This is a genomic window from Cardiobacterium sp., assembly GCF_057314735.1.
Window position 1 is genome coordinate 1 of record NZ_DBHKZK010000039.1, and the last position, 17,243, is coordinate 17,243.

19 protein-coding genes are annotated in these 17,243 nt (G+C 58.0%); 6 read left to right on the forward strand and 13 right to left on the reverse strand.

Features of this window, described 5'->3' with window-relative positions; translation table 11 throughout:
* Window positions 1–485: 485 nt before the first annotated feature.
* From ACO54Z_RS04410 to ACO54Z_RS04430, 5 genes are all read right to left on the reverse strand, one after another.
* Window positions 486–1,121, reverse strand: a complete 636-nt coding sequence (locus tag ACO54Z_RS04410) for a hypothetical protein (RefSeq protein WP_485995930.1) — start codon at window positions 1,119–1,121, stop codon at window positions 486–488.
* A gap of 56 nt (window positions 1,122–1,177) precedes the next feature.
* Entirely contained in the window at window positions 1,178–2,413 is a 1,236-nt protein-coding gene (locus ACO54Z_RS04415; protein WP_485995931.1) for a DUF819 family protein, read from the reverse strand.
* A complete protein-coding gene (gene rdgB / locus ACO54Z_RS04420) occupies window positions 2,410–2,991 on the reverse strand; it encodes an RdgB/HAM1 family non-canonical purine NTP pyrophosphatase (protein WP_485995932.1) in 582 nt (193 codons plus the stop codon). Before rdgB ends, ACO54Z_RS04415 begins: the two co-directional genes overlap by 4 nt.
* 100 nt (window positions 2,992–3,091) lie before the next feature.
* Entirely contained in the window at window positions 3,092–3,805 is a 714-nt protein-coding gene (gene dnaQ / locus ACO54Z_RS04425) for a DNA polymerase III subunit epsilon (protein WP_485995933.1), read from the reverse strand.
* Between the two features lie 10 nt (window positions 3,806–3,815).
* Complete coding sequence (locus ACO54Z_RS04430; protein ID WP_485995934.1) at window positions 3,816–4,265, reverse strand: tetratricopeptide repeat protein; 450 nt, start codon at window positions 4,263–4,265, stop codon at window positions 3,816–3,818.
* Window positions 4,266–4,391: 126 nt separating this feature from the next.
* Between ACO54Z_RS04430 and ACO54Z_RS04435 the strand changes: the two genes are divergently transcribed.
* Both ACO54Z_RS04435 and ACO54Z_RS04440 read left to right on the forward strand, forming a co-directional pair.
* On the forward strand, window positions 4,392–4,652 hold the full coding sequence (locus tag ACO54Z_RS04435; RefSeq protein WP_485995935.1) for a type II toxin-antitoxin system RelB/DinJ family antitoxin: 261 nt from the start codon (window positions 4,392–4,394) through the stop codon (window positions 4,650–4,652).
* A complete protein-coding gene (locus ACO54Z_RS04440) occupies window positions 4,645–4,929 on the forward strand; it encodes a type II toxin-antitoxin system RelE/ParE family toxin (RefSeq protein ID WP_485996009.1) in 285 nt (94 codons plus the stop codon). The genes ACO54Z_RS04435 and ACO54Z_RS04440 overlap by 8 nt, the downstream gene beginning before the upstream one ends.
* 82 nt (window positions 4,930–5,011) lie before the next feature.
* On the opposite strand, the gene ACO54Z_RS04445 is transcribed toward ACO54Z_RS04440, so the two are convergent.
* From ACO54Z_RS04445 to ACO54Z_RS04465, 5 genes are read right to left on the reverse strand one after another with little or no spacing between them, the layout of a single operon-like run.
* On the reverse strand, window positions 5,012–5,383 hold the full coding sequence (locus ACO54Z_RS04445) for a hypothetical protein (protein ID WP_485995936.1): 372 nt from the start codon (window positions 5,381–5,383) through the stop codon (window positions 5,012–5,014).
* 15 nt (window positions 5,384–5,398) lie between these two features.
* Complete coding sequence (locus ACO54Z_RS04450) at window positions 5,399–7,099, reverse strand: hypothetical protein (RefSeq protein ID WP_485995937.1); 1,701 nt, start codon at window positions 7,097–7,099, stop codon at window positions 5,399–5,401.
* Between the two features lie 51 nt (window positions 7,100–7,150).
* Entirely contained in the window at window positions 7,151–8,947 is a 1,797-nt protein-coding gene (gene aspS, locus ACO54Z_RS04455; RefSeq protein WP_485995938.1) for an aspartate--tRNA ligase, read from the reverse strand.
* Window positions 8,917–9,243: a hypothetical protein gene (locus tag ACO54Z_RS04460; RefSeq protein WP_485995939.1), complete on the reverse strand. Its 327-nt coding sequence runs from the start codon at window positions 9,241–9,243 to the stop codon at window positions 8,917–8,919. The genes aspS and ACO54Z_RS04460 overlap by 31 nt, the downstream gene beginning before the upstream one ends.
* Before the next feature lie 9 nt (window positions 9,244–9,252).
* Window positions 9,253–9,615, reverse strand: a complete 363-nt coding sequence (locus ACO54Z_RS04465; RefSeq protein ID WP_298079217.1) for a dihydroneopterin aldolase — start codon at window positions 9,613–9,615, stop codon at window positions 9,253–9,255.
* A 46-nt stretch (window positions 9,616–9,661) separates the two neighbouring features.
* On the opposite strand from ACO54Z_RS04465, the gene plsY reads away from it, so the two are divergent.
* The gene (gene plsY / locus ACO54Z_RS04470; RefSeq protein WP_485995940.1) at window positions 9,662–10,330 is read left to right on the forward strand and encodes a glycerol-3-phosphate 1-O-acyltransferase PlsY; all 669 of its coding nucleotides are present in this window, start codon (window positions 9,662–9,664) and stop codon (window positions 10,328–10,330) included.
* 45 nt (window positions 10,331–10,375) lie between these two features.
* On the opposite strand, the gene ACO54Z_RS04475 is transcribed toward plsY, so the two are convergent.
* Window positions 10,376–10,561, reverse strand: a complete 186-nt coding sequence (locus ACO54Z_RS04475; protein WP_298079215.1) for a (2Fe-2S)-binding protein — start codon at window positions 10,559–10,561, stop codon at window positions 10,376–10,378.
* Window positions 10,562–10,683: 122 nt separating this feature from the next.
* Between ACO54Z_RS04475 and ACO54Z_RS04480 the strand changes: the two genes are divergently transcribed.
* A complete protein-coding gene (locus ACO54Z_RS04480) occupies window positions 10,684–11,271 on the forward strand; it encodes an RNA pyrophosphohydrolase (protein WP_366916254.1) in 588 nt (195 codons plus the stop codon).
* A gap of 43 nt (window positions 11,272–11,314) precedes the next feature.
* Here ACO54Z_RS04480 and mnmC2 read toward each other — a convergent pair whose 3' ends face one another.
* A complete protein-coding gene (gene mnmC2, locus ACO54Z_RS04485; RefSeq protein ID WP_485995941.1) occupies window positions 11,315–13,129 on the reverse strand; it encodes a tRNA (5-methylaminomethyl-2-thiouridine)(34)-methyltransferase MnmC2 in 1,815 nt (604 codons plus the stop codon).
* A gap of 252 nt (window positions 13,130–13,381) precedes the next feature.
* The gene (locus tag ACO54Z_RS04490; RefSeq protein ID WP_485995942.1) at window positions 13,382–14,398 is read right to left on the reverse strand and encodes a nitronate monooxygenase; all 1,017 of its coding nucleotides are present in this window, start codon (window positions 14,396–14,398) and stop codon (window positions 13,382–13,384) included.
* Window positions 14,399–14,460: 62 nt separating this feature from the next.
* Here ACO54Z_RS04490 and ACO54Z_RS04495 point away from each other — a divergent pair, with 62 nt between their 5' ends.
* Complete coding sequence (locus ACO54Z_RS04495) at window positions 14,461–15,111, forward strand: hypothetical protein (RefSeq protein WP_485995943.1); 651 nt, start codon at window positions 14,461–14,463, stop codon at window positions 15,109–15,111.
* 33 nt (window positions 15,112–15,144) lie between these two features.
* Window positions 15,145–16,773: an NAD(P)-binding protein gene (locus ACO54Z_RS04500; protein WP_485995944.1), complete on the forward strand. Its 1,629-nt coding sequence runs from the start codon at window positions 15,145–15,147 to the stop codon at window positions 16,771–16,773.
* The last annotated feature ends 470 nt before the right edge of the window (window positions 16,774–17,243 follow it).

Genomic DNA, 17,243 nt, shown 5'->3' on the forward strand with positions numbered 1-17,243 from the left:
TCCGTTGCTTTTTGTTTGCCCGCCGTTTATCAGCATACATTTTAGGACACCACCTCAGATTGTTGGGTCTCTCTCGCTGCGCGAACAATACTTGTCGCTGCGCGAGCTGTTCCAGTCGCTCGTCCCTCGCTCACCCAACCTACGAACAAAATCATCGTGTTATGACCCATTATAGCCATCCACCGAAAGCCTCATACTGTGTTGCGTCGCCTCGCCGTACAAATGCGTACTGCCTTCGGCGACGCGCCTTGTCTGAAACTTTCGGTGGATGGCTATACTATCGTTCGGGCGGTTACGGACTTCGTCCTAACCGCCCCTACGGGCTTTGCCCTGCAGAAAACACCGCTGCAAGCGGCGTTTTTGTAGATGGTGCGTAGGGTGTGTGGCGGCGTAGCCGACACGCACGCGGGAATTTGACATCGGCAAACGCGTGCGTGCCTGCGGCACACACCCATAAGGTGCGCCGCGGTGGAGAGAAACACCCCCTAACCCTCAAAGCGGCGGATGCCGCGCGACTGCCCGGCGAAGGTGCGTACAGTCTGGCGCAGCGCTTCGCGCGCTTCGAGGATTTCTTTGTCGCGGTCGTGGCTGAAGAGGTTGAGCAGGACGTGGTTGAGTAGGGCGATCAGAAAAAATGACATCCCGATCAGCACCATAACCGCGCGCGGTTTCCACAGTCCCAGTTTGAGGACGAGCGCCAGCGAGAGAATCAGCCAGAGAAACCAGAGCAGGCTGCAAAAGGTGACGAGCGCCACCGGTTTGTGGATTTGCAGCGCTGCCGGTAGCTGGTTTTCCGCCCAGATTTCTTCGCCGAGGCTGTAGTTGTAGATGGCGACCGGGCGCGCGTCCGCTTCTTTTCGGCCCTGTATCCAGACGATGGCGACGTCGTGTCCTTCGCGCAGCGACAGGTTCCAGTTTTCCAGCTCAATCGCTTCTTCTTTGCCGCTGGCCTTGTCACGCAGGAAAAATTCGTTGTGGATACGGGTGTGGCTGCTCGCCGCCTCGCCGCTGATGTGGGTGTGGACGGTGCGGTTTTTCTGGGTGCTGATGACCGTGCCGCGAAAGACGGTGATGGTGCAGCGATAGCGTTTTTTGTACTGGAACGGCAGGGTGCGGCGCATGGTGTTGTGAATATTCAGACGGGCGGTTGCGGCTTCGCCTAACCGCCCCTACTTTTTTAGGTGCCGACGATATGCCGCAGGATTTCGGCGGTGATGTAGCCGCCGATGGTGCCCAAGGTGTAGCCAAGGATGCCGAGCAGCACGCCGACCGGGGCGAGTGCCGGGTGGAAGGCGGTGGCGACGATGGCGGCGGAGGAGGCGCCGCCGGTGTTGGCGTTCGAGCCGACGCAGAGGTAAAACAGCGGCGCGCGGATGAGGCGGGCGACGGCGAAGACGATGGCGATATGGATGCCCATCCACAGCGCGCCGACCAGCAGCAGCCGCCATTGTTCGTGGATGCCGTTCAGGCGGATTTGCATACCGATGGCGGCGATGAGGATATAGATGAGCGCGGTGCCGAGTTTGGAGGCGCCCGCGTGGTCGAGTTTGCGCGCCGGGGTGAAGGAGAGGGCGAGGCCGATGAGGGTGACGAGCAGCACTTGCCAGAAGAAAGCACTGTTCAGGCTGTATTCGGCGGCGAGCGGGTACTGGCCGAACCAGGCGGCGAGCGCGTTGCCGAGGCTGTAGCTCACGCCGACCACGGCAAAGGTCAGGCCGAGCATTTGCATGATGTCCGCCAGGGTGGTGATGCGCGCGTGTTCGCGTTCGTAGGTTTCCACGGTTTTGATGACTTGTTCGATGCCGCTGGTGTCCGCTTTCAGCCAGCGGTCGATGCGCGGCGCGTGGCGCGCCATGGCCAGTATCGCAAAGAGCCAAACGGAGGCGAGTGTCGCGTCAATCAGCAGCATGGTGCCGAACAGTTCGCCATCGACGTGGTACAGCTCTTTCATCGCCGCCTGATTTGCCGCGCCACCAATCCAGCTGCCGGCAATGGTGGCAAAGCCGCGCCAGATGCGGTCGCCATCGACCCATTCCGGCGCGATGAGGTGGAAGATGGTGAGGCTCAGCACGCCGCCGATGATGATGGCGAGGCTGGCGGTCAGGAACATCGCCAGCACTTTCCAGCCGAGGCCGAGCAGTTTCGGCACATCCATCGAGAGGGTCATGAGGAAGAGGCTCGCCGGGAGGAGGTAGGTAGCGGCGAAGCGGTAGATTTGCCCGCCGAGGTCAGGGGCGAAGACGCCGGCGCTGTTCAGCCCTGCCGGGATGAAGCAGCATAGGACGATGCCGGGGAGGATGGTGTAGAAGCGTCGCCAAAAGGGATGGGCGCTGTTGCCGGTGTAGAAGATGGCGCCGACGACGCCCATGATGAGGCCGAAGGCGGCAGGCAGGGTGGTGATGAGCGGGTTCATGCGAGGTCTGTATAAAGTTCGGCAAAGGTCGCGAGGGCGCGGGCGCGGTGGCTGACGGCATTTTTTTCGTCCGCCGTGTATTCGGCGGCGGTGCGCGTGTCGCAGGCGGGGATAAAAATCGGGTCGTAGCCAAAACCGCCGTTGCCACGCGCATCAAGGGCAATGGTGCCGTGCCACAGGCCTTGCGCGACAAGCGGCAACGGGTCGTCGGCGTGGCGCAGGTAAACGATGAGGCAGACGTAATACGCGCGGCGGTCGGCGACGTTTTCCAGCGCGGCGAGCAGTTTGCGGTTGTTGCCATCGTCGCCCGCGCCGCTGTAGCGGGCGGAGTAGATGCCGGGCGCACCGCCGAGCGCGGGGACGCACAGGCCGGAATCGTCGGCAATCGCGGGCAGACCGCTTTGTTTGGCGGCATGGCGCGCCTTGATGAGGGCGTTTTCAACGAAGGTCAGCCCGGTTTCGGCGACTTCGTCAATGCCGTAATCGCGCTGCGGCCGGATGGTGATGCCGAAGCGGGCAAGGATGGGGGTGAGTTCGGCGATTTTTTTCGCGTTGTTGCTGGCGAGGATGGTGTGCATGGGTTGTGCTCAAGTGAGAAAACAGGATACCGCCCTCCCCTGCCCTCCGCGTCAGATACAGTCAGCATCAGCGAAGCGGGAAATGCGGCAATGAAGACGACTATTTGCGTAGGCCGGCCATGATGGCGCGGTGGGCGGCGGCTTCCTCTTCCGGCACTTCAACCGTCTGCCAGTCGGCGGGACTGCCCGCTGCGGCGGAGACGGGCGCAGCGGTGGTGGCGTTTTCCGCCGGTTGCGGCGCGGGGGCAGGTTCGGGCGCGGCAAAGTTGAAGCCGGACTGTTCGGTGGTGAGCTTCAGATAGACTTCGGCCAGCAGTTGCGAGTCAAGCAGCGCGCCGTGCAGGGTGCGGCTGCTGTTGTCGATGCCGTAGTATTTGCAGAGGTTGTCGAGGCTGAAACGGCTGATACCGCTGATTTTTTTGCGCGCCAGCTCCAGCGTGTCGAGCAGGCGGAAGCGGTCTTCCAGCTTGTAGCCGACCCCGGCGAGGTCAAATTCGCGGTTAAAAAACGACTGGTCGAACGGCATATTGTGGGCGATGAGTTCGTCCGCGCCGTCGAGGTATTCCAGCAATTCCGGCAGGACGGCGGCGAAGGTCGGCTCCTTGGCGACGCGCTCATTGGTAATGCCATGGACGCGCATCGCATCCGGATCAATCGCCTGCTCCGGGTTGAGAAAGCGGTGGAAATAACGCTCGGTCGGGCGGCGGTCAATCAGCTCAACGCAGCCGATTTCAATGATGCGGTGGCCTTCGGATTTGTCGCGGCCATTAAAATTCATGCCGGTGGTTTCAGTATCGAAGATGATTTGGCGCATGGGGTTTCCTTTATTGCAGCGGATGGGAGATTTCGATGTCGTCGGCAACGGTGCCGAGGTATTGCAGATATTTCGGCGCTTCTCCAACGAATATTTCTGCCCCGGCGCCCATATAGGCACGCATCAATTCATCGGCGGCACGGTCTTTGTTATCCAGTTCAAATTGGGTTTGGCCGAGGCGCAAATGGATAAAAGGATTGCCAATGGCATCGGGGCAGCGCATCGCCTGCTCCAGCGCGGTCAGCGCGGCTGCGTAATTGCCGTTGAGAAAATGGGCATCGCCAATGGCGGTCTGTATCCATGTTGCCGCTTCCCAGTTTTCTTTGGGGTCGGGCAGCAGGTTCCAGGCGTACTGGTAAGCGGCGACGGCATCGCTGTATTTGCCTTCTGCGGCGAGGGTATCGCCAATTTCGCAGAAACGGTTGATACGGGTGTGCAGGTGCGGTTCGAGTTCGGTCATGGGGTTGCTTGTATTGGAAAAGGTGCGAATTGTAGCAGCATGGCTGCGGGCGTGCGCGGGCGCGTGGACAGGGCGGCAGTGCGATGGGATAATCGCCCCGTTTTCGGTATCCAACGGAGTATTTTTATGGCAAACAGCGTGATACAAACCAGCATTGATGAAAAAATCAATGCGGAAGCCGCCTCGGTATTGGCAGAGATGGGAATGACGGTATCGCAGGCGATTCGCCTGATGTTGACCCGCGTCGCGCAGGAAAAACGTCTGCCGTTTGATCCGGTACTGACGCCACGGGAAGAAACACTGGCGGCCTTGCAGGAAGCGCGTTCGGAATCGTTAAAAAGCTATGCCAATATGGCAGAGTTATTGCAGGATTTGGATGATGCGTAGGGTAGTGCCAACATCGCGTTTCAAGCGGGATTTGAAACGCGAGTTAAAAGGGCAATACCGGCAGCTTCTGCTGGCGGATGAATTTAATGCCGTGCTGGAAACATTGCAGAAAGATGAGGCATTGGCGGAAAAATACCGCGACCATAATATGAGCGGCGATTTTGCCGGTTGCCGCAACTGCCATATTCGCCCTGATTTGGTGCTGCTTTATGAAAAAACGGAGGCGGACAAACTGTTGCTTGTCCGCCTCGGTTCTCATGCGGTGTTGGGAATTTAGCCACGTTTTGCTATAATCCGCCGCATCAATCCCCCCGGTTTTGCCTGATATGCGTATCAGGAGTTCAAGGCCGGGGGCTCTTTTATTTCATCAAGCGCAAAAACTGCGGATTTTTCATTTTTATCTGCAAACGCTCGTTATATTCTTCAATTTTTCCTCTAGCACAGAATTTTGCACCAATATAATTTTCCAGTTTACCTAACCGTTCTTCAAAAGGTAGATAATCACTGTCAAAAATAACAATGGTTAGTGTCTGCTCCGGATACCTTTTGTCAAAATTCAGGAAATGGATGCTCTCCTGATGGCTGACTTCTGCCAATATCCCGCAAGCCATAACAGTCTTGCCAACATGGAAGGGAGCTTTGCCTGCATCAATGCGCGGTTCTCCATCGGCAAGAGCGGGGGAGCAAAGGATGACTGCCAGCAAACTGGCAATAAAGGTTTTTCTTTTCATGGTGTACTCCAAAAATTAGGGGTTAATTTGAGATGCAGATTTGATGATTATTTGCGGCTTCTTGCGGTATTCTTCGATTTTGCCAGAAACACAAATGTATTCATCGCTAAATTGTACAGACTGGCGGGCAAGAGTTTTGTTACTTTTCCAAATAACAGCAGTAAAAGGTTGGTTTGGATATTTATCTTCAAAATTAAGATAAAAGCCTTTATTAAATTCTTTAACTTCTGCAATATTGCCACAAACTTTATGATTTTCGCCGATGTGGCCTTTTGCATCATAAGGCGTAATATAGTCTATGGCAGGTTGTGTAACATATGCTGTTTGCGTAGATGCGGTTCGTATGGGAGCAGGCTGCTGTTGTTGTACTGCTACCGGTCTTGGTACGGATGTTGTAGAAGTGGTAGTAGCGGTAGCCGGGGTAGATATTGTTGCTGCTGGCACAGGTACAGATTGCGGCGCGATTTGCTGAGGTGCAGTATTCATCCTGTCGCTGTTTGTGTTTTGTGCAATACGGGGGAGCGTGGGTGCAGGCTGTCTATCGAAGAAATACACTATTGCCGCCGTAATGGATATTCCGGCAAAGAGAAAACATCCTGCGTATAGCCATTTATTGTTATTAGAAGGTCTGTCGTAAAGTTCATCCTCAAGGTTTTCTTCTATTAGTTCTCTTCTTCTTTTCTCTTCATTATATTTTTGTTCTGCTTCCATCGCAATAAGTGTGGCTTCTCGCCATTCGGTTTCTGCTGCAAGTTGCTTTTGTAGTGCCTCTTGCCTTTCTCGTTCTACTCTCTGTCGTTCACGTTCAACTTCTTTCTGTTTATGTTCAGCTGCTATGCGTTTTTCTTGCTCTTCTCGCAATTTTTCTTGATGATTACGCTCTTTTTCTTCAAATATTTTTATTTGTTTTTCGTGGTTTTCAATTATCTTTATAATCTTTTTATCGCTTTCTTGTTTTGTCTTGGCTAAAAACTGCTTAAGCTTTTCTATCTCTTCATTAAGCCGCTCAATAGCGGGTCTGGATATAATTTTTCCTTGCTGTTGTAGTATTAGAGTTTCTTTAATCTCTCTAATTACTAAAGTTGGGTAATCACGGAATTTGTTATTACTATATCGTAAAACTATACTAAAACGTTTAATTAGTGCATTTTGACGAACAAGAAAATCATCAAACTTTTCATATCCCATTTGCATTTTTGAATAACCATCCAGCTCAATAGGTAAAAGCCAATTCTTGGATTTATTCTCTATGACAAAATCTATATATCTATTCTTGCCACTGTCATCACAAAAATGATATTGAGAGATAACATCTGCTGGCTGGATTTCACCAATTTGCATAAGCACCATATTAACGAACATTTCTTCATAGCCATAAGGATGTTCATTCAGTTTTGCACGATTGCGCTGTTTCCATTCATTCCACGCATTCATTTTCTTTGTCTCCGGTCCATTTTTATTTCCATAACGTGATGCTTTATTGTTTATTTCTATTTGCGTTATACCTTCTCGTTCTGCCTGTCTTTTTCTTGCCCATTCAGAAACGTTTTTTTCCATTTCTGATGCAGCTTGATTCATTCCTGATGCAATTTTTTCAAGGGTATCTAAAACATCGTTGGTTATCTTGCCTGCCTTAGAGTTGTTAAATTTATCTGTTGCCCAAGAGATAAAAGACAAAAACAGAGATAAAATAATTATAAAGATGAATACTTCCATTATTAAGCTCACATTTTTTAGGGCGGTTTACACCGCCCTTTATTTTTGGCTTTACTCGCTCTTTTCCACTTGCCGTTTACGGATATGCAATTCGCGCAGTTGGGCTTCGGAGGCTTCGGACGGCGCTTCGGTGAGCGGGTCGTAGGCGGTTTGGGTTTTCGGGAATGCCATGACGTCACGGATGGATTTGGCGCCCGCCATCAGCATGATGAGGCGGTCAAGGCCGAAGGCGATGCCGCCGTGCGGCGGGCAGCCGTATTTGAGCGCGCTCAGCAGGAAGCCGAATTTTTCTTGTGCTTCGGCTTCGCCGATGCCGAGGCTTTTGAAGACGCGCTGTTGCATATCGTCGCGGTGAATGCGGATGGAGCCGCCGCCAACTTCGGTGCCGTTCAGCACCATGTCGTAGGCGCGCGAGAGGACGTCGCCGGGGTTGGTGTCCAGTTCGTCAAGGTTCGCGGTTTTCGGCTGGGTGAAGGGGTGGTGCATGGAGTACCAGCGGCCGTCTTTTTCGTCGTATTCAAACATCGGGAAGTCCACCACCCACAGCGGTGCCCAGTCGCAGGTGAGCATTTTGAGGTCATGGCCGATTTTGATGCGCAGCGCGCCGATGGCGTCGTTGACGATGCTGGCTTTGTCTGCGCCGAAGAAGATGAGGTCGCCGTTTTGCGCGTCCACCCGTTTGATGATGTCCAGCGCAATCGCGCCTTCTGCGCCGCCTGCGGCGGTGAGGAATTTGACGATGGGCGATTGCAGGCCTTCGACGCTCGTGGCGTCGTTGACTTTGATGTAGGCGAGGCCTTTGGCGCCGTAGCGGGCAACGTAGGCGGTGTAGTCGTCAATTTCTTTGCGGGTGAGTTTGGCGCCGCCGGGGATTTTCAGGGCGACGACGCGGCCATTGTCTTGCGCGGCGACGCTGGCAAAGACTTTGAAGCCGCTGTTTTTGACGAGGTCGTCAATGTCCACCAGTTCGAGCGGGATGCGCAGGTCGGGTTTGTCGGAGGCGTAGCGGCGCATGGCTTCGCGATAGGTCATGCGCGGGAAGGGGTCGGCGAGTTCGACGCCGAGGTGTTGTTTGAAGATGCCGCGCACCATTGGCTCCATGATTTGCAGGATGTCTTCTTCGTCAAGGAAGGAGGTTTCGATGTCAAGCTGGGTAAATTCGGGCTGGCGGTCGGCGCGCAGGTCTTCGTCGCGGAAGCAGCGCACGATTTGGTAGTAGCGGTCGAAGCCGCTCATCATCAGCATTTGTTTGAAGAGTTGCGGCGATTGCGGCAGCGCGAAGAATTTGCCGGGGTGGGTGCGCGAGGGGACGAGGTAGTCGCGCGCGCCTTCGGGGGTGGCTTTGGTCAGCATCGGCGTTTCGATGTCCATGAAGCCGTGCTCGTCAAGGTAGCGGCGCAGGCTGGCCGCGACTTTGCTGCGCAGGATGAGGTTTTTTTGCATCACTTCGCGGCGCAGGTCGATGGTGCGGTATTTGAGGCGGATTTCTTCGGAGACGTTGTCTTCGTCAAGCTGGAACGGCAGCGGTTCGGATTTGGAGAGGACGGTGAGCTGTTTGCCGAGGATTTCGATTTTGCCGCTGGCGAGGTCGGGGTTTTCGGTGCCAGCGGGGCGCAGGCGGACGCGGCCTTCGATGGCGAGGCAGTATTCGTTGCGCACTTGTTCGGCAAGGGCAAAGGCGTCGGCGGTGTCCGGGTCGATGACGATTTGCACGAGGCCGCTGCGGTCGCGCAGGTCGATGAAGATGACGCCGCCGTGGTCGCGCCGACGGTGTACCCAGCCGGCGACTTTGACGGTCTGTCCGTCCAATGCTTCGGTTACGTCTGCCGCATAGTGTTGTCTGTACATGGTTTTTTCCTTTTTTGGTATGTATGGTAGAGGGCATACGCGGTGAGTGCGCCGAGGGCAGCGCCCGCGAGTTTGGCGTGCAGGATGGTGTTCCTGATGCCCGGTGGAAAGTCGGTTTGCAGGAGGCGCGGGATTTTGGCCGCGTAATCCAGCCAGTTGAGTTCCAGCCGCATGATTTCCGGGACGAGCCAGTAGCTGATCAGGCCGCCGCTGCGATCGCCGAGGAGCAGGCCGAGGGCGATGGCGAGCAGCGCGTGCCAGGGGCTGGTGCGCCGTGGTTTTTCAGGCGTCCGCATTATAGTGCTTCAGTTTCGCTCGCGGTATATGCGCAGGCCGACCTCACGGGTGGCTTCGAGTGCGCCCGGTTTCTGGATGGCAAGGCGGATGTTTGCGGCCGGGTATTGTTCGAGGAGGGTAGCGGCGAGTGCTTCGGCGAAGGCTTCCAGCAGTTGGTAGTTGGCGCTTGCGGCGAATGCGCTGATGCTGTCGCAGATGGCGGCGTAATTGAGGGCGTCGGCAATGTCGTCGCTTTTGCCGGCGGCACGGGTATCGGTGCCCAGTTCGCAATCTATAATCAGGGTTTGCTTCATGGCGCGTTCATGGGGCAAAATGCCGATGACGGTTCGTACCTTGATGGCATGGATGTAAATGATATCTTGTGAGTTCATGGGGTTACGGGCTGAAAAACGGGAATTATCGCATTCGGAGGTTTTTATGCAACATCTTCTTTTTTGGATTGTGGGCGCATTCGCCGGTTATTTTTGTGGCTCTTTGTCGTCGGCGGTAATTGTTTGCCGCGCTATGGGTTATGGCGATCCGCGCACGTTGGGCTCAATGAATCCGGGCGCAACCAATGTGTTGCGTATTGCCGGAGAGAAAGCAGCGGCATTGACGCTGGCAGGCGACAGTCTTAAGGGTTTTTTGCCCGTCATTGTATTCAAGTATGTTTTGTATCCGATGTTCCCGGCGAGTATTGATAATTTGACGATTATGCTGGTCGGACTGGGTGCTTTCTTTGGTCATTTGTATCCGTTCTTTTTTGGTTTCAGAGGGGGCAAGGGCGTTGCAACGGCTTTCGGGGTATTGCTCGGCTGGACGCCGGTGGTGGCATTGCTTTCTGCCGGTATTTGGGGGGCGGTATTCTGGAATACGAAGATTTCTTCGCTTTCGGCTTTGAGCGCCGCCGGCTTTGCCGTGATTGCGACGATTTTTTATGCGCCGGGCGATTCCGGCACCTGGTTGCGTCCGGCGGTATTCGTTATGGTCGCCATTTTGATTTATCGCCATCGCAGCAATATTGAGCGTTTGATTAAGGGCGAGGAAATTCCTTTCGGGCAGAGCAAACCGCTTAGCGATGATGACGATGATGACGACGAGGATTGATTCATGAAAAAAGCCCCGGCAAGCGGGGCTTTTTTGTGGGCGATTTCAGGCGGCCTGCCAAACTTTCGGTCTGGCGTGGGTTTGTACCAGTGTTTCCACGGTTTCCTGACAGCGTCCGCAACACGTTCCGGTACCGAGGGTTTCCGCCAGCGCCGCGCTGCTGGCGTGGCCGTTTTCGATGGCGTCAAGGATTTGGCGATCGGTAATGCCCTGGCAAATACAAATGTACATGGTGATGGTGTTGAGAAAGGTTGTTAATGGGTTTTAATGTAACGTGAATCCGTGATGGCGTCAAAACCTTTTTGCCGGGCGGCGCGTTGTACGCAAGCAGTGTTTATGAAACAATAGATTGCATGAACAGAGATTTAGTGGATAACAATATTTTTGATGCGCAGGGCTACCGCTTCAATGTCGGCATTGTGCTGCTCAATGAGCGCAATCAGGCGTTCTGGGGGCGGCGCAGCGGGCAGGATTCGTGGCAGTTTCCGCAGGGTGGCATCAATGCGGGCGAGTCGAGCGAGCAGGCGATGTGGCGCGAGCTGTTCGAGGAGACGGGGCTGCAACCGGCGGATGTGACGCTGCTCGGCGAGACGGCGGACTGGCTTTATTACCGCCTGCCGGTGCGTTATCGCCGCAAGCGTCGCCCCGGCATGGTGCAGTGTATCGGGCAAAAGCAGAAGTGGTTTTTGCTGCGGCTGGAAAGCGGTGATTTGGCGGTGAATCTCAATGCGTCAAACCAGCCGCCGGAGTTCGATGACTGGTGTTGGATTGATTATTTTGTCCCACCGAGTGAAGTAGTGCATTTTAAGCGCAAGGTGTACAAGCAGGCGCTGGATGAATTGGCGCGATTGTTGCCATCAGACGTATTAGTAAAAACGGCTCCACCATTACAAACAGCACGCAAACATGGCAAGGCGCCGTCTTTTGCGACAAAGTGTTAGTTGAAACCCCGGCAACGGGGTTTTTTCTTGCCTGTTTGCCGGGTCAAAGTTGCCCGCGTTTGAGCGCGCGGATGAGGTAGCGGGCGGGGGTGATGCGTTCCAGTTGCGGTGCGGGTAGCGGGATGGGCGTGCCGTTGAGCAGCGCGGCGAGGATGTCGGCGTTGAGCCAGCTTTGCGTGCAGCCTTTGCTGCCGAGGCCTTGATGCAGGTAGTGGCGCGGGTGGTGGGCGATGTCGCGCGCGATGGAGCGTCCCGCGTCGTGGCGCAACGCGCCGTATTTTTCGGCGACGTCGGCGGCGTCCGGCACCGCACCAACCAGCGGCAGGTAATCGCGGCTCGCGCCGCGGATGCCGATGTAGTGGTCATAAAAGTGCAGCGCCGCGCCGGGGTAACGGGCGGTGATGGCGTCGCGGTTCACGTCGTCGTCCGCCGCGCGCGGGGTGAGGTCGCTGTCGTTCGCGCCGAAGCTAGCGCCGCTGTAGATGCGGTCGCCGTCGGGGATGAGGGTGCGCGCGCCGCAATGGATGGCGTCTGGCACGGTGTCGCTGGCAAAGCGGCTGCCCTGGCCGCGTACCGGGCGGATGGCGTGATGCAGCGCGGTTTCGGGGATGAGCGCGGTTTGCCAGCCGCAGCAATGGATGATGGCGGCGTATTCGCCGAGGTCGCGCAGGCCGGTCAGCGTCGCCTGCCGCCGTTCGATATTGGGGTGGTCGGTGAGCGCCGCGAGCAGCGCGGGCAGGCGGATGACGCCACCGCGCGGGTAGTACAGCGTCGCCGCGTCGCCTTGCAGTTCGGCATCGTTCAGGAGTTGCGCGTCCAGCACCGCCTGCTGGCGGCGGCGCTCGCCGTCGTCCGCCGCGTGGCAGTACACGCCGCAGGGGTGGTAGATGTCGCGCGGGTACTGGTGCAGCGCGCGCATGGCGTGGTGCCAGGCGGCGATTTGGTAGGGGCGGTTCGGCGTTGCTTCGCTGTCGGGGTTGAGATAAGGCACGGCGACGGGGACGGTGCTTGCCGCCGGGTGCGCGTCGCTGTGATAGAGCACGACGTGGCGACCGCTTTCGGCAAGCGCGCGCGCGGTGGTGCTGCCCGCGATGCCCGCGCCGATGACAGCGATGCGCCCGGATGCGGCGGCGGGGGCGTTGGTCCAGTGCGGCTCGCGCGCGGGCGCGGCGGCGAGGGTGGCGGCAATCATGTCGCGTTTCGCGCCGTAGCCGGGGATTTTTTCCACCTGGAATCCGGCTTGCGCGAGGGCATCGCGCACGCTGCGCGCGGCGCTGAAGGTGGCGGCGGTCGCATTTGCCGCGCTGTGGCGGGCGATTTCGGCGATGAGTTCCGCCGTCCAGCATTCGGGGTTTTTCGCCGGCGCAAAGCCGTCGAGATACCAAGCGTCCACCTGCGCGCGCAGTTGCGGCAGGGTGGCGCGGATGTCGCCCTGGATGAGGTGCAGGTGGATGCGCTGATGCACTTTGAGCAGGTGGTGGCCGGGATGGTTGTGCGGGTTTTGCGCGAGGATGGCGGCGCGGATGCCGGGCTGCGGCCAGTCGCGTTGCAGCGCGGCGAGGGTTTCGGCGGTGATGGGGTAGCGTTCAAAGCTGATGTAGTGCAGCCGCGCCTCCGGTGGTGCTTCACGGAGGAAGGTGTCGGCGGTGTGGATGAAGTTCAGCCCGGTGCCGTAGCCGACTTCGCCGATGGTGAGGCTGCGGGCATGGGCAATGCGCGCGTGCAGGCGGTTGCCGTTGATGAAGACGTGCTCGCTTTCGGCAAAACCTGCACCGGGGTTGTAGTAGATGTCGTGGTAGTGGTCGCTGCGGGGTTGGCCGTCGGCGTCGAGGGTGAGGTGGGCGTAGTCAAGAAGCATGGCAGGGTTCCGGTGGGTGTTTATAGCCATCCACCGAAAGCCTCATACGGTGTTGCGCCGCCTGACCGGGCACCCTAAAAAATGGCAAAGCCATTTTTTAGGGAAACCCGCGCCGTACAACCGCGTACTGCCTTCAGCGGCGCGCCTTGTCTGAAACTTTCGGTGGATGGTTATACATACAGGGTAGCGGGAGGGTGTATGTAAAAAAACGGGCGGTTATGCACCGCCCCTATGGTTCTGGTTGCGGCAGGGTCAGGCAATCATCTGCCGGATGTGCTGTGCCTGCTGGTTGAGGTAATGGGTGAGGTTTTGCGGGTCGTCAATAGCGCTGATGGCGACCGGTAGCGGGCGTTCTTCCGGCTGTTGTGCGAAGGCGGCGGCGTAGAGGTTTTCCTGGCCGCGCAGCGCGGCGTCGTCAATGGCGCTGGCGCGGTGATGCAGGCAGCGCATTGGCCGGGTGGTGTACTGGTCGCTGATGTGGCTTTGGTATTCGCTGCCGTGGATGGCGCGTTCGCGCAGGTCGGGCTCAAGGCCGTTTTCGGCGCAGGCGAGGAAGGGGCGGTCAAGCATCACCGCCTGCGCGCCGCTGATGATGGCGGCAACGGTATCGGCCGGGCCGGTGAGGTCGCCCCAGAGGACGAGCGGTTTTTTGCTGTAAGCGCGGACTTGTTGCAACAGCGACAGCGCGGTTTGTTCGACGTGCGGCAGGTTGTTGGTGAAGGCCGCGCGTTCGCCCCCCGCTTCCATCCCTTGTAGGACAAGGACGTCAATGCCGAAGTCGTCCGCGCTCAGCGCTTCGAGCAGGTTGCCGACGATGGCGAAGGTGAGAATGCCCTGCTCGCGGATGAGGGCGAGGGTTTCGCGGTCGGGCAGCCCCTGGGCAAAGCCGATGGCGCGCGGTTGGGCGGCGATGGCGGTGTCGAGCAGGTCGAGGAAATGGTCGCCGCGTTGCAGGGCGAGCGGTTCGCTGTTGAGGCGGGTTTGCAGCAGTTCGGCAGCGGCGGTGTCGGGTTTGTCGCCCTGCGGCTGGTGCGGCAGGAGGTGGGCGAAGCAGTAGCTGGGCGCGGCGTGATGCTGGCGGTAGGCGGCGGTTTTGGCTTCGAGGCTGTCGCGGGTGTCGTGGGCGGCGATGCGGATGATGCCGTGCGCGCCCTGGGCGCTGATGCGGCCAGACATTTCGGCGCTGATGAGGTTGAAGGGAAGCGGCGCCTGCCAGAAGGGATATTGGCTGCCGAGGCGTTCGCTGAGGGCGTTGCTGACGAGGTACATTTGCTGTTCCCGATGTTGAATTTGCGGGAATTATAGCAATCCACGCAAAGCCCTGTACGGTGTTGCGCCGCCTCACCGGGCACCCTGAAAAATGGCTGCGCCATTTTTCAGGGAAACCCGCGCCGTACAAAGGCGTACTGTCTTCAGCGGCGCGCCTGGTACAGGGCTTTGCGTGTATCACTATCGCGGTATTCGCCGCCGCCCCGCCGGGATTTGGGCAAAAAAAGTGCCGGGTCTTTCGACCCGGCAAACAACCACCAAAGGAGGATATAGAGGAGATAACATCAATGATGTCGGGGCGGATTATAGGGATGGGGGCAGGGTGTGTCAAGCAACTGCAAGTTTATTTTATTTTGCCGTCGTTATTAGTTGTTTTTGCATCGTTTTTTTATAAAGTTTTTCGGTTTTCCCGTGTGTTTACCGACACTTTTTTGTGTTCTTTTTTTGCTTTTTTGAGGTTTTTTGTGAAAAAGACGGATTTAATTCCGTGTGTTGTTGTGGGTTTTTGTGTTTATCTCGTGAATTGGCAGGGCGATGTGGTTTTTTGGGGCTGCAAGCGAGTGCGCAGGTTAGAAAATTTTTGTTTTAATTCTTTGGTTGGTATTGTTTTTTTCGGACAGCACCCGACGGAGTGGCGTGTCATCTGGGCGAAAGCGGGTGGGTTGCTGTGGTTTTGTCCGTGGGCAGTTGTGGTTTTGCCTGTTAATTGGTGAGGTTTAGCGCCCGCGACTTATTATAATGTCGGTATGAACAACCGCCGTCGTTTTCTCGCCCAATCCGCCGCCATCAGCGTCGCCGCTGCCGCATCGTGGCTGACCCATCGCCACCTCAACCGCCCGCCACCGTTGGCGGTACGCCGCATTGGCTTGCCGCTTGGGCACCAACTGCGCGACGCCGCCTTTACTAACGCCAAACCGCAGCGCGTCTGCGATTGCAACGTCCTCATCCTCGGCAGCGGTGCGGCGGCGCTGTCCGCGCTGTGGTTTTTGACGCGGCAGGGGCAGCGCGACGTGCTGCTTGCCGAAGGGATTGAGCGCAACGGCAACAACGCCGCCTTCATCAGCGGCGATTTGCGCGCGCCAAGTGGCGCGCATTATCTTGCTTTGCCGTCGCGGGAAAGCGTCGCGGTGCGCGAAATGCTCGCCGACCTCGGCATCCTTGAAAGCGGTGCAGACAGCGACACGCCACGCTACCGCGAGACGGATTTGGTCTATGCCCCGGCGGAACGGCTGCGTTTTCGCGGGCGCTGGCAGGAGGCGCTGTTGCCGCAGGAGGATGACGACAGCCGCCGCTTTTTCGCCCTCATCCAGCGGCTGAAACGCGCGCGCGGCGGCGACGGGCGCAAGGTTTTCGCCATTCCCGTCGCCCTCTCCTCGCAGGATGCGGAATGGCGTGCGCTCGACCACCTCACCTTCGCCGCCTGGTTGGCGCGTGAAGGCTACCGCTCGCCAACGCTGCTGTGGTACCTCGATTACTGCTGCCGCGATGATTACGGCGCGGGTGCGGCGCAGGTTTCCGCCTTCGCCGGGCTGCATTACTTCGCCGCGCGCGGTCACGACGACGACGCCGTTTTGACTTGGCCGGACGGCCTCGCCCACCTCTCGCAGCTGTTGCGGGAACGCAGCGGGCTGCAACCCCTCGCCGCCCTGCCGCAGGGCGACACGCTGCACTTCGCCCAACCCGCCGCGCTGGACGCCAGCGCCGTGCGCATCCGCGAGACTGCCGGCCGTGTCGAAGTGCTTTTGCGCGACAACCACAGCGGCGCGCTCACCTTGCTTCGTGCGCACCAAGTGATTAGCGCGATGCCGTTGATGGTCGTCGCCCGCATCGTGGGGGACGCCGACCGCTACGGTCTCCTTGCCGGACACGGCCATTACGCGCCGTGGCTGGTCAGCAACTTCGTGCTGCACCGCTTCCCCGCCGAACCCGACGGTACGCAGCTCGCTTGGGACAACGTCATCCACGGCAGCCCCGCGCTCGGCTACGTCGCCGCCAGCAACCAGCTCATCCGCGTTGCCAAGCCGGCGCGCACCGTCTTCACCGCGTACCACGCGCTCAATCACGCCGACCCCGCCGTACTACGCACCTGGCTGCTGGACGCGCCCGATGCCGAACTGCTGGCGTTCGCCGCGCAAGACCTCGTCGCCGCCTACGGCAAACGCTTCTGGCGTGCGGTCGATGCAGTTGAAATCAGCATCCGCGCCCACGCGATGCGCATCCCGTTGCCCGGCTATCTGGACGACCCGCAACTCGCCGCTGTGCGCGCGCACCGCTCCCGCCTGCACTTCGCGCACAGCGACATGAGCGGCTATTCCGTGTTTGAAGAAGCGGCGTACTGGGGCGTGGAAGCGGCGCGGCGGGTGCTGGCAAGGTGACACGCCCTGCCACCCGTTTTACATACACCTTCCCCGCTATCCTGTATGTAAACGAATATGGTACCCCGTAGGGTGGGACTTGCCCCACCGCTGACGCGCTGGCGGGAAACCCGGTCAGCACGCACGCTTTTCCCGCTTTCCTACGTCCAGAACTCGCCACAGGATGTGTCCCGGTGCACCATCCAGGTTATGGCGGTTGTACACCGATCGACTCCCTCCCGTGGGGGAGAGCCGGGGCGGGACAACATTTGTACGGTTAAGCGGCGCAACACAGTATGAGGCTTTCAGTGGATGGCTATACAATTGCGCCTGCAACGAGCGCCATTATGTGGGCATACGCCGGACGGCTCCCTCCCCCGTGGGGGACTGGAACAGCTCGCGTGAAGTGCGAGCGAGGTGAGGTGGGGCAGCAAACTATTCGCGTAGTAGCCACATCCAAAACAACATAAACCGCCCTAAAATGCGCCCGA

Excerpts from the sequence above, each read along its gene's own strand:
- dnaQ (WP_485995933.1), bottom strand. The coding sequence starts at position 3,805 with ATGCGCCAAATCATCTTCGATACTGAAACCACCGGCATGAATTTTAAT.
- ACO54Z_RS04475 (WP_298079215.1), bottom strand. The coding sequence starts at position 10,561 with ATGTACATTTGTATTTGCCAGGGCATTACCGATCGCCAAATCCTTGAC.
- ACO54Z_RS04465 (WP_298079217.1), bottom strand. The coding sequence starts at position 9,615 with ATGAACTCACAAGATATCATTTACATCCATGCCATCAAGGTACGAACC.
- ACO54Z_RS04415 (WP_485995931.1), bottom strand. The coding sequence starts at position 2,413 with ATGAACCCGCTCATCACCACCCTGCCTGCCGCCTTCGGCCTCATCATG.
- ACO54Z_RS04440 (WP_485996009.1), top strand. The coding sequence starts at position 4,645 with ATGCGTAGGGTAGTGCCAACATCGCGTTTCAAGCGGGATTTGAAACGC.
- rdgB (WP_485995932.1), bottom strand. The coding sequence starts at position 2,991 with ATGCACACCATCCTCGCCAGCAACAACGCGAAAAAAATCGCCGAACTC.
- ACO54Z_RS04500 (WP_485995944.1), top strand. The coding sequence starts at position 15,145 with ATGAACAACCGCCGTCGTTTTCTCGCCCAATCCGCCGCCATCAGCGTC.
- ACO54Z_RS04460 (WP_485995939.1), bottom strand. The coding sequence starts at position 9,243 with ATGCGGACGCCTGAAAAACCACGGCGCACCAGCCCCTGGCACGCGCTG.
- ACO54Z_RS04435 (WP_485995935.1), top strand. The coding sequence starts at position 4,392 with ATGGCAAACAGCGTGATACAAACCAGCATTGATGAAAAAATCAATGCG.
- ACO54Z_RS04450 (WP_485995937.1), bottom strand. The coding sequence starts at position 7,099 with ATGGAAGTATTCATCTTTATAATTATTTTATCTCTGTTTTTGTCTTTT.
- ACO54Z_RS04445 (WP_485995936.1), bottom strand. The coding sequence starts at position 5,383 with ATGAAAAGAAAAACCTTTATTGCCAGTTTGCTGGCAGTCATCCTTTGC.
- ACO54Z_RS04490 (WP_485995942.1), bottom strand. The coding sequence starts at position 14,398 with ATGTACCTCGTCAGCAACGCCCTCAGCGAACGCCTCGGCAGCCAATAT.
- ACO54Z_RS04410 (WP_485995930.1), bottom strand. The coding sequence starts at position 1,121 with ATGCGCCGCACCCTGCCGTTCCAGTACAAAAAACGCTATCGCTGCACC.
- ACO54Z_RS04430 (WP_485995934.1), bottom strand. The coding sequence starts at position 4,265 with ATGACCGAACTCGAACCGCACCTGCACACCCGTATCAACCGTTTCTGC.
- mnmC2 (WP_485995941.1), bottom strand. The coding sequence starts at position 13,129 with ATGCTTCTTGACTACGCCCACCTCACCCTCGACGCCGACGGCCAACCC.
- aspS (WP_485995938.1), bottom strand. The coding sequence starts at position 8,947 with ATGTACAGACAACACTATGCGGCAGACGTAACCGAAGCATTGGACGGA.
- plsY (WP_485995940.1), top strand. The coding sequence starts at position 9,662 with ATGCAACATCTTCTTTTTTGGATTGTGGGCGCATTCGCCGGTTATTTT.
- ACO54Z_RS04480 (WP_366916254.1), top strand. The coding sequence starts at position 10,684 with ATGAACAGAGATTTAGTGGATAACAATATTTTTGATGCGCAGGGCTAC.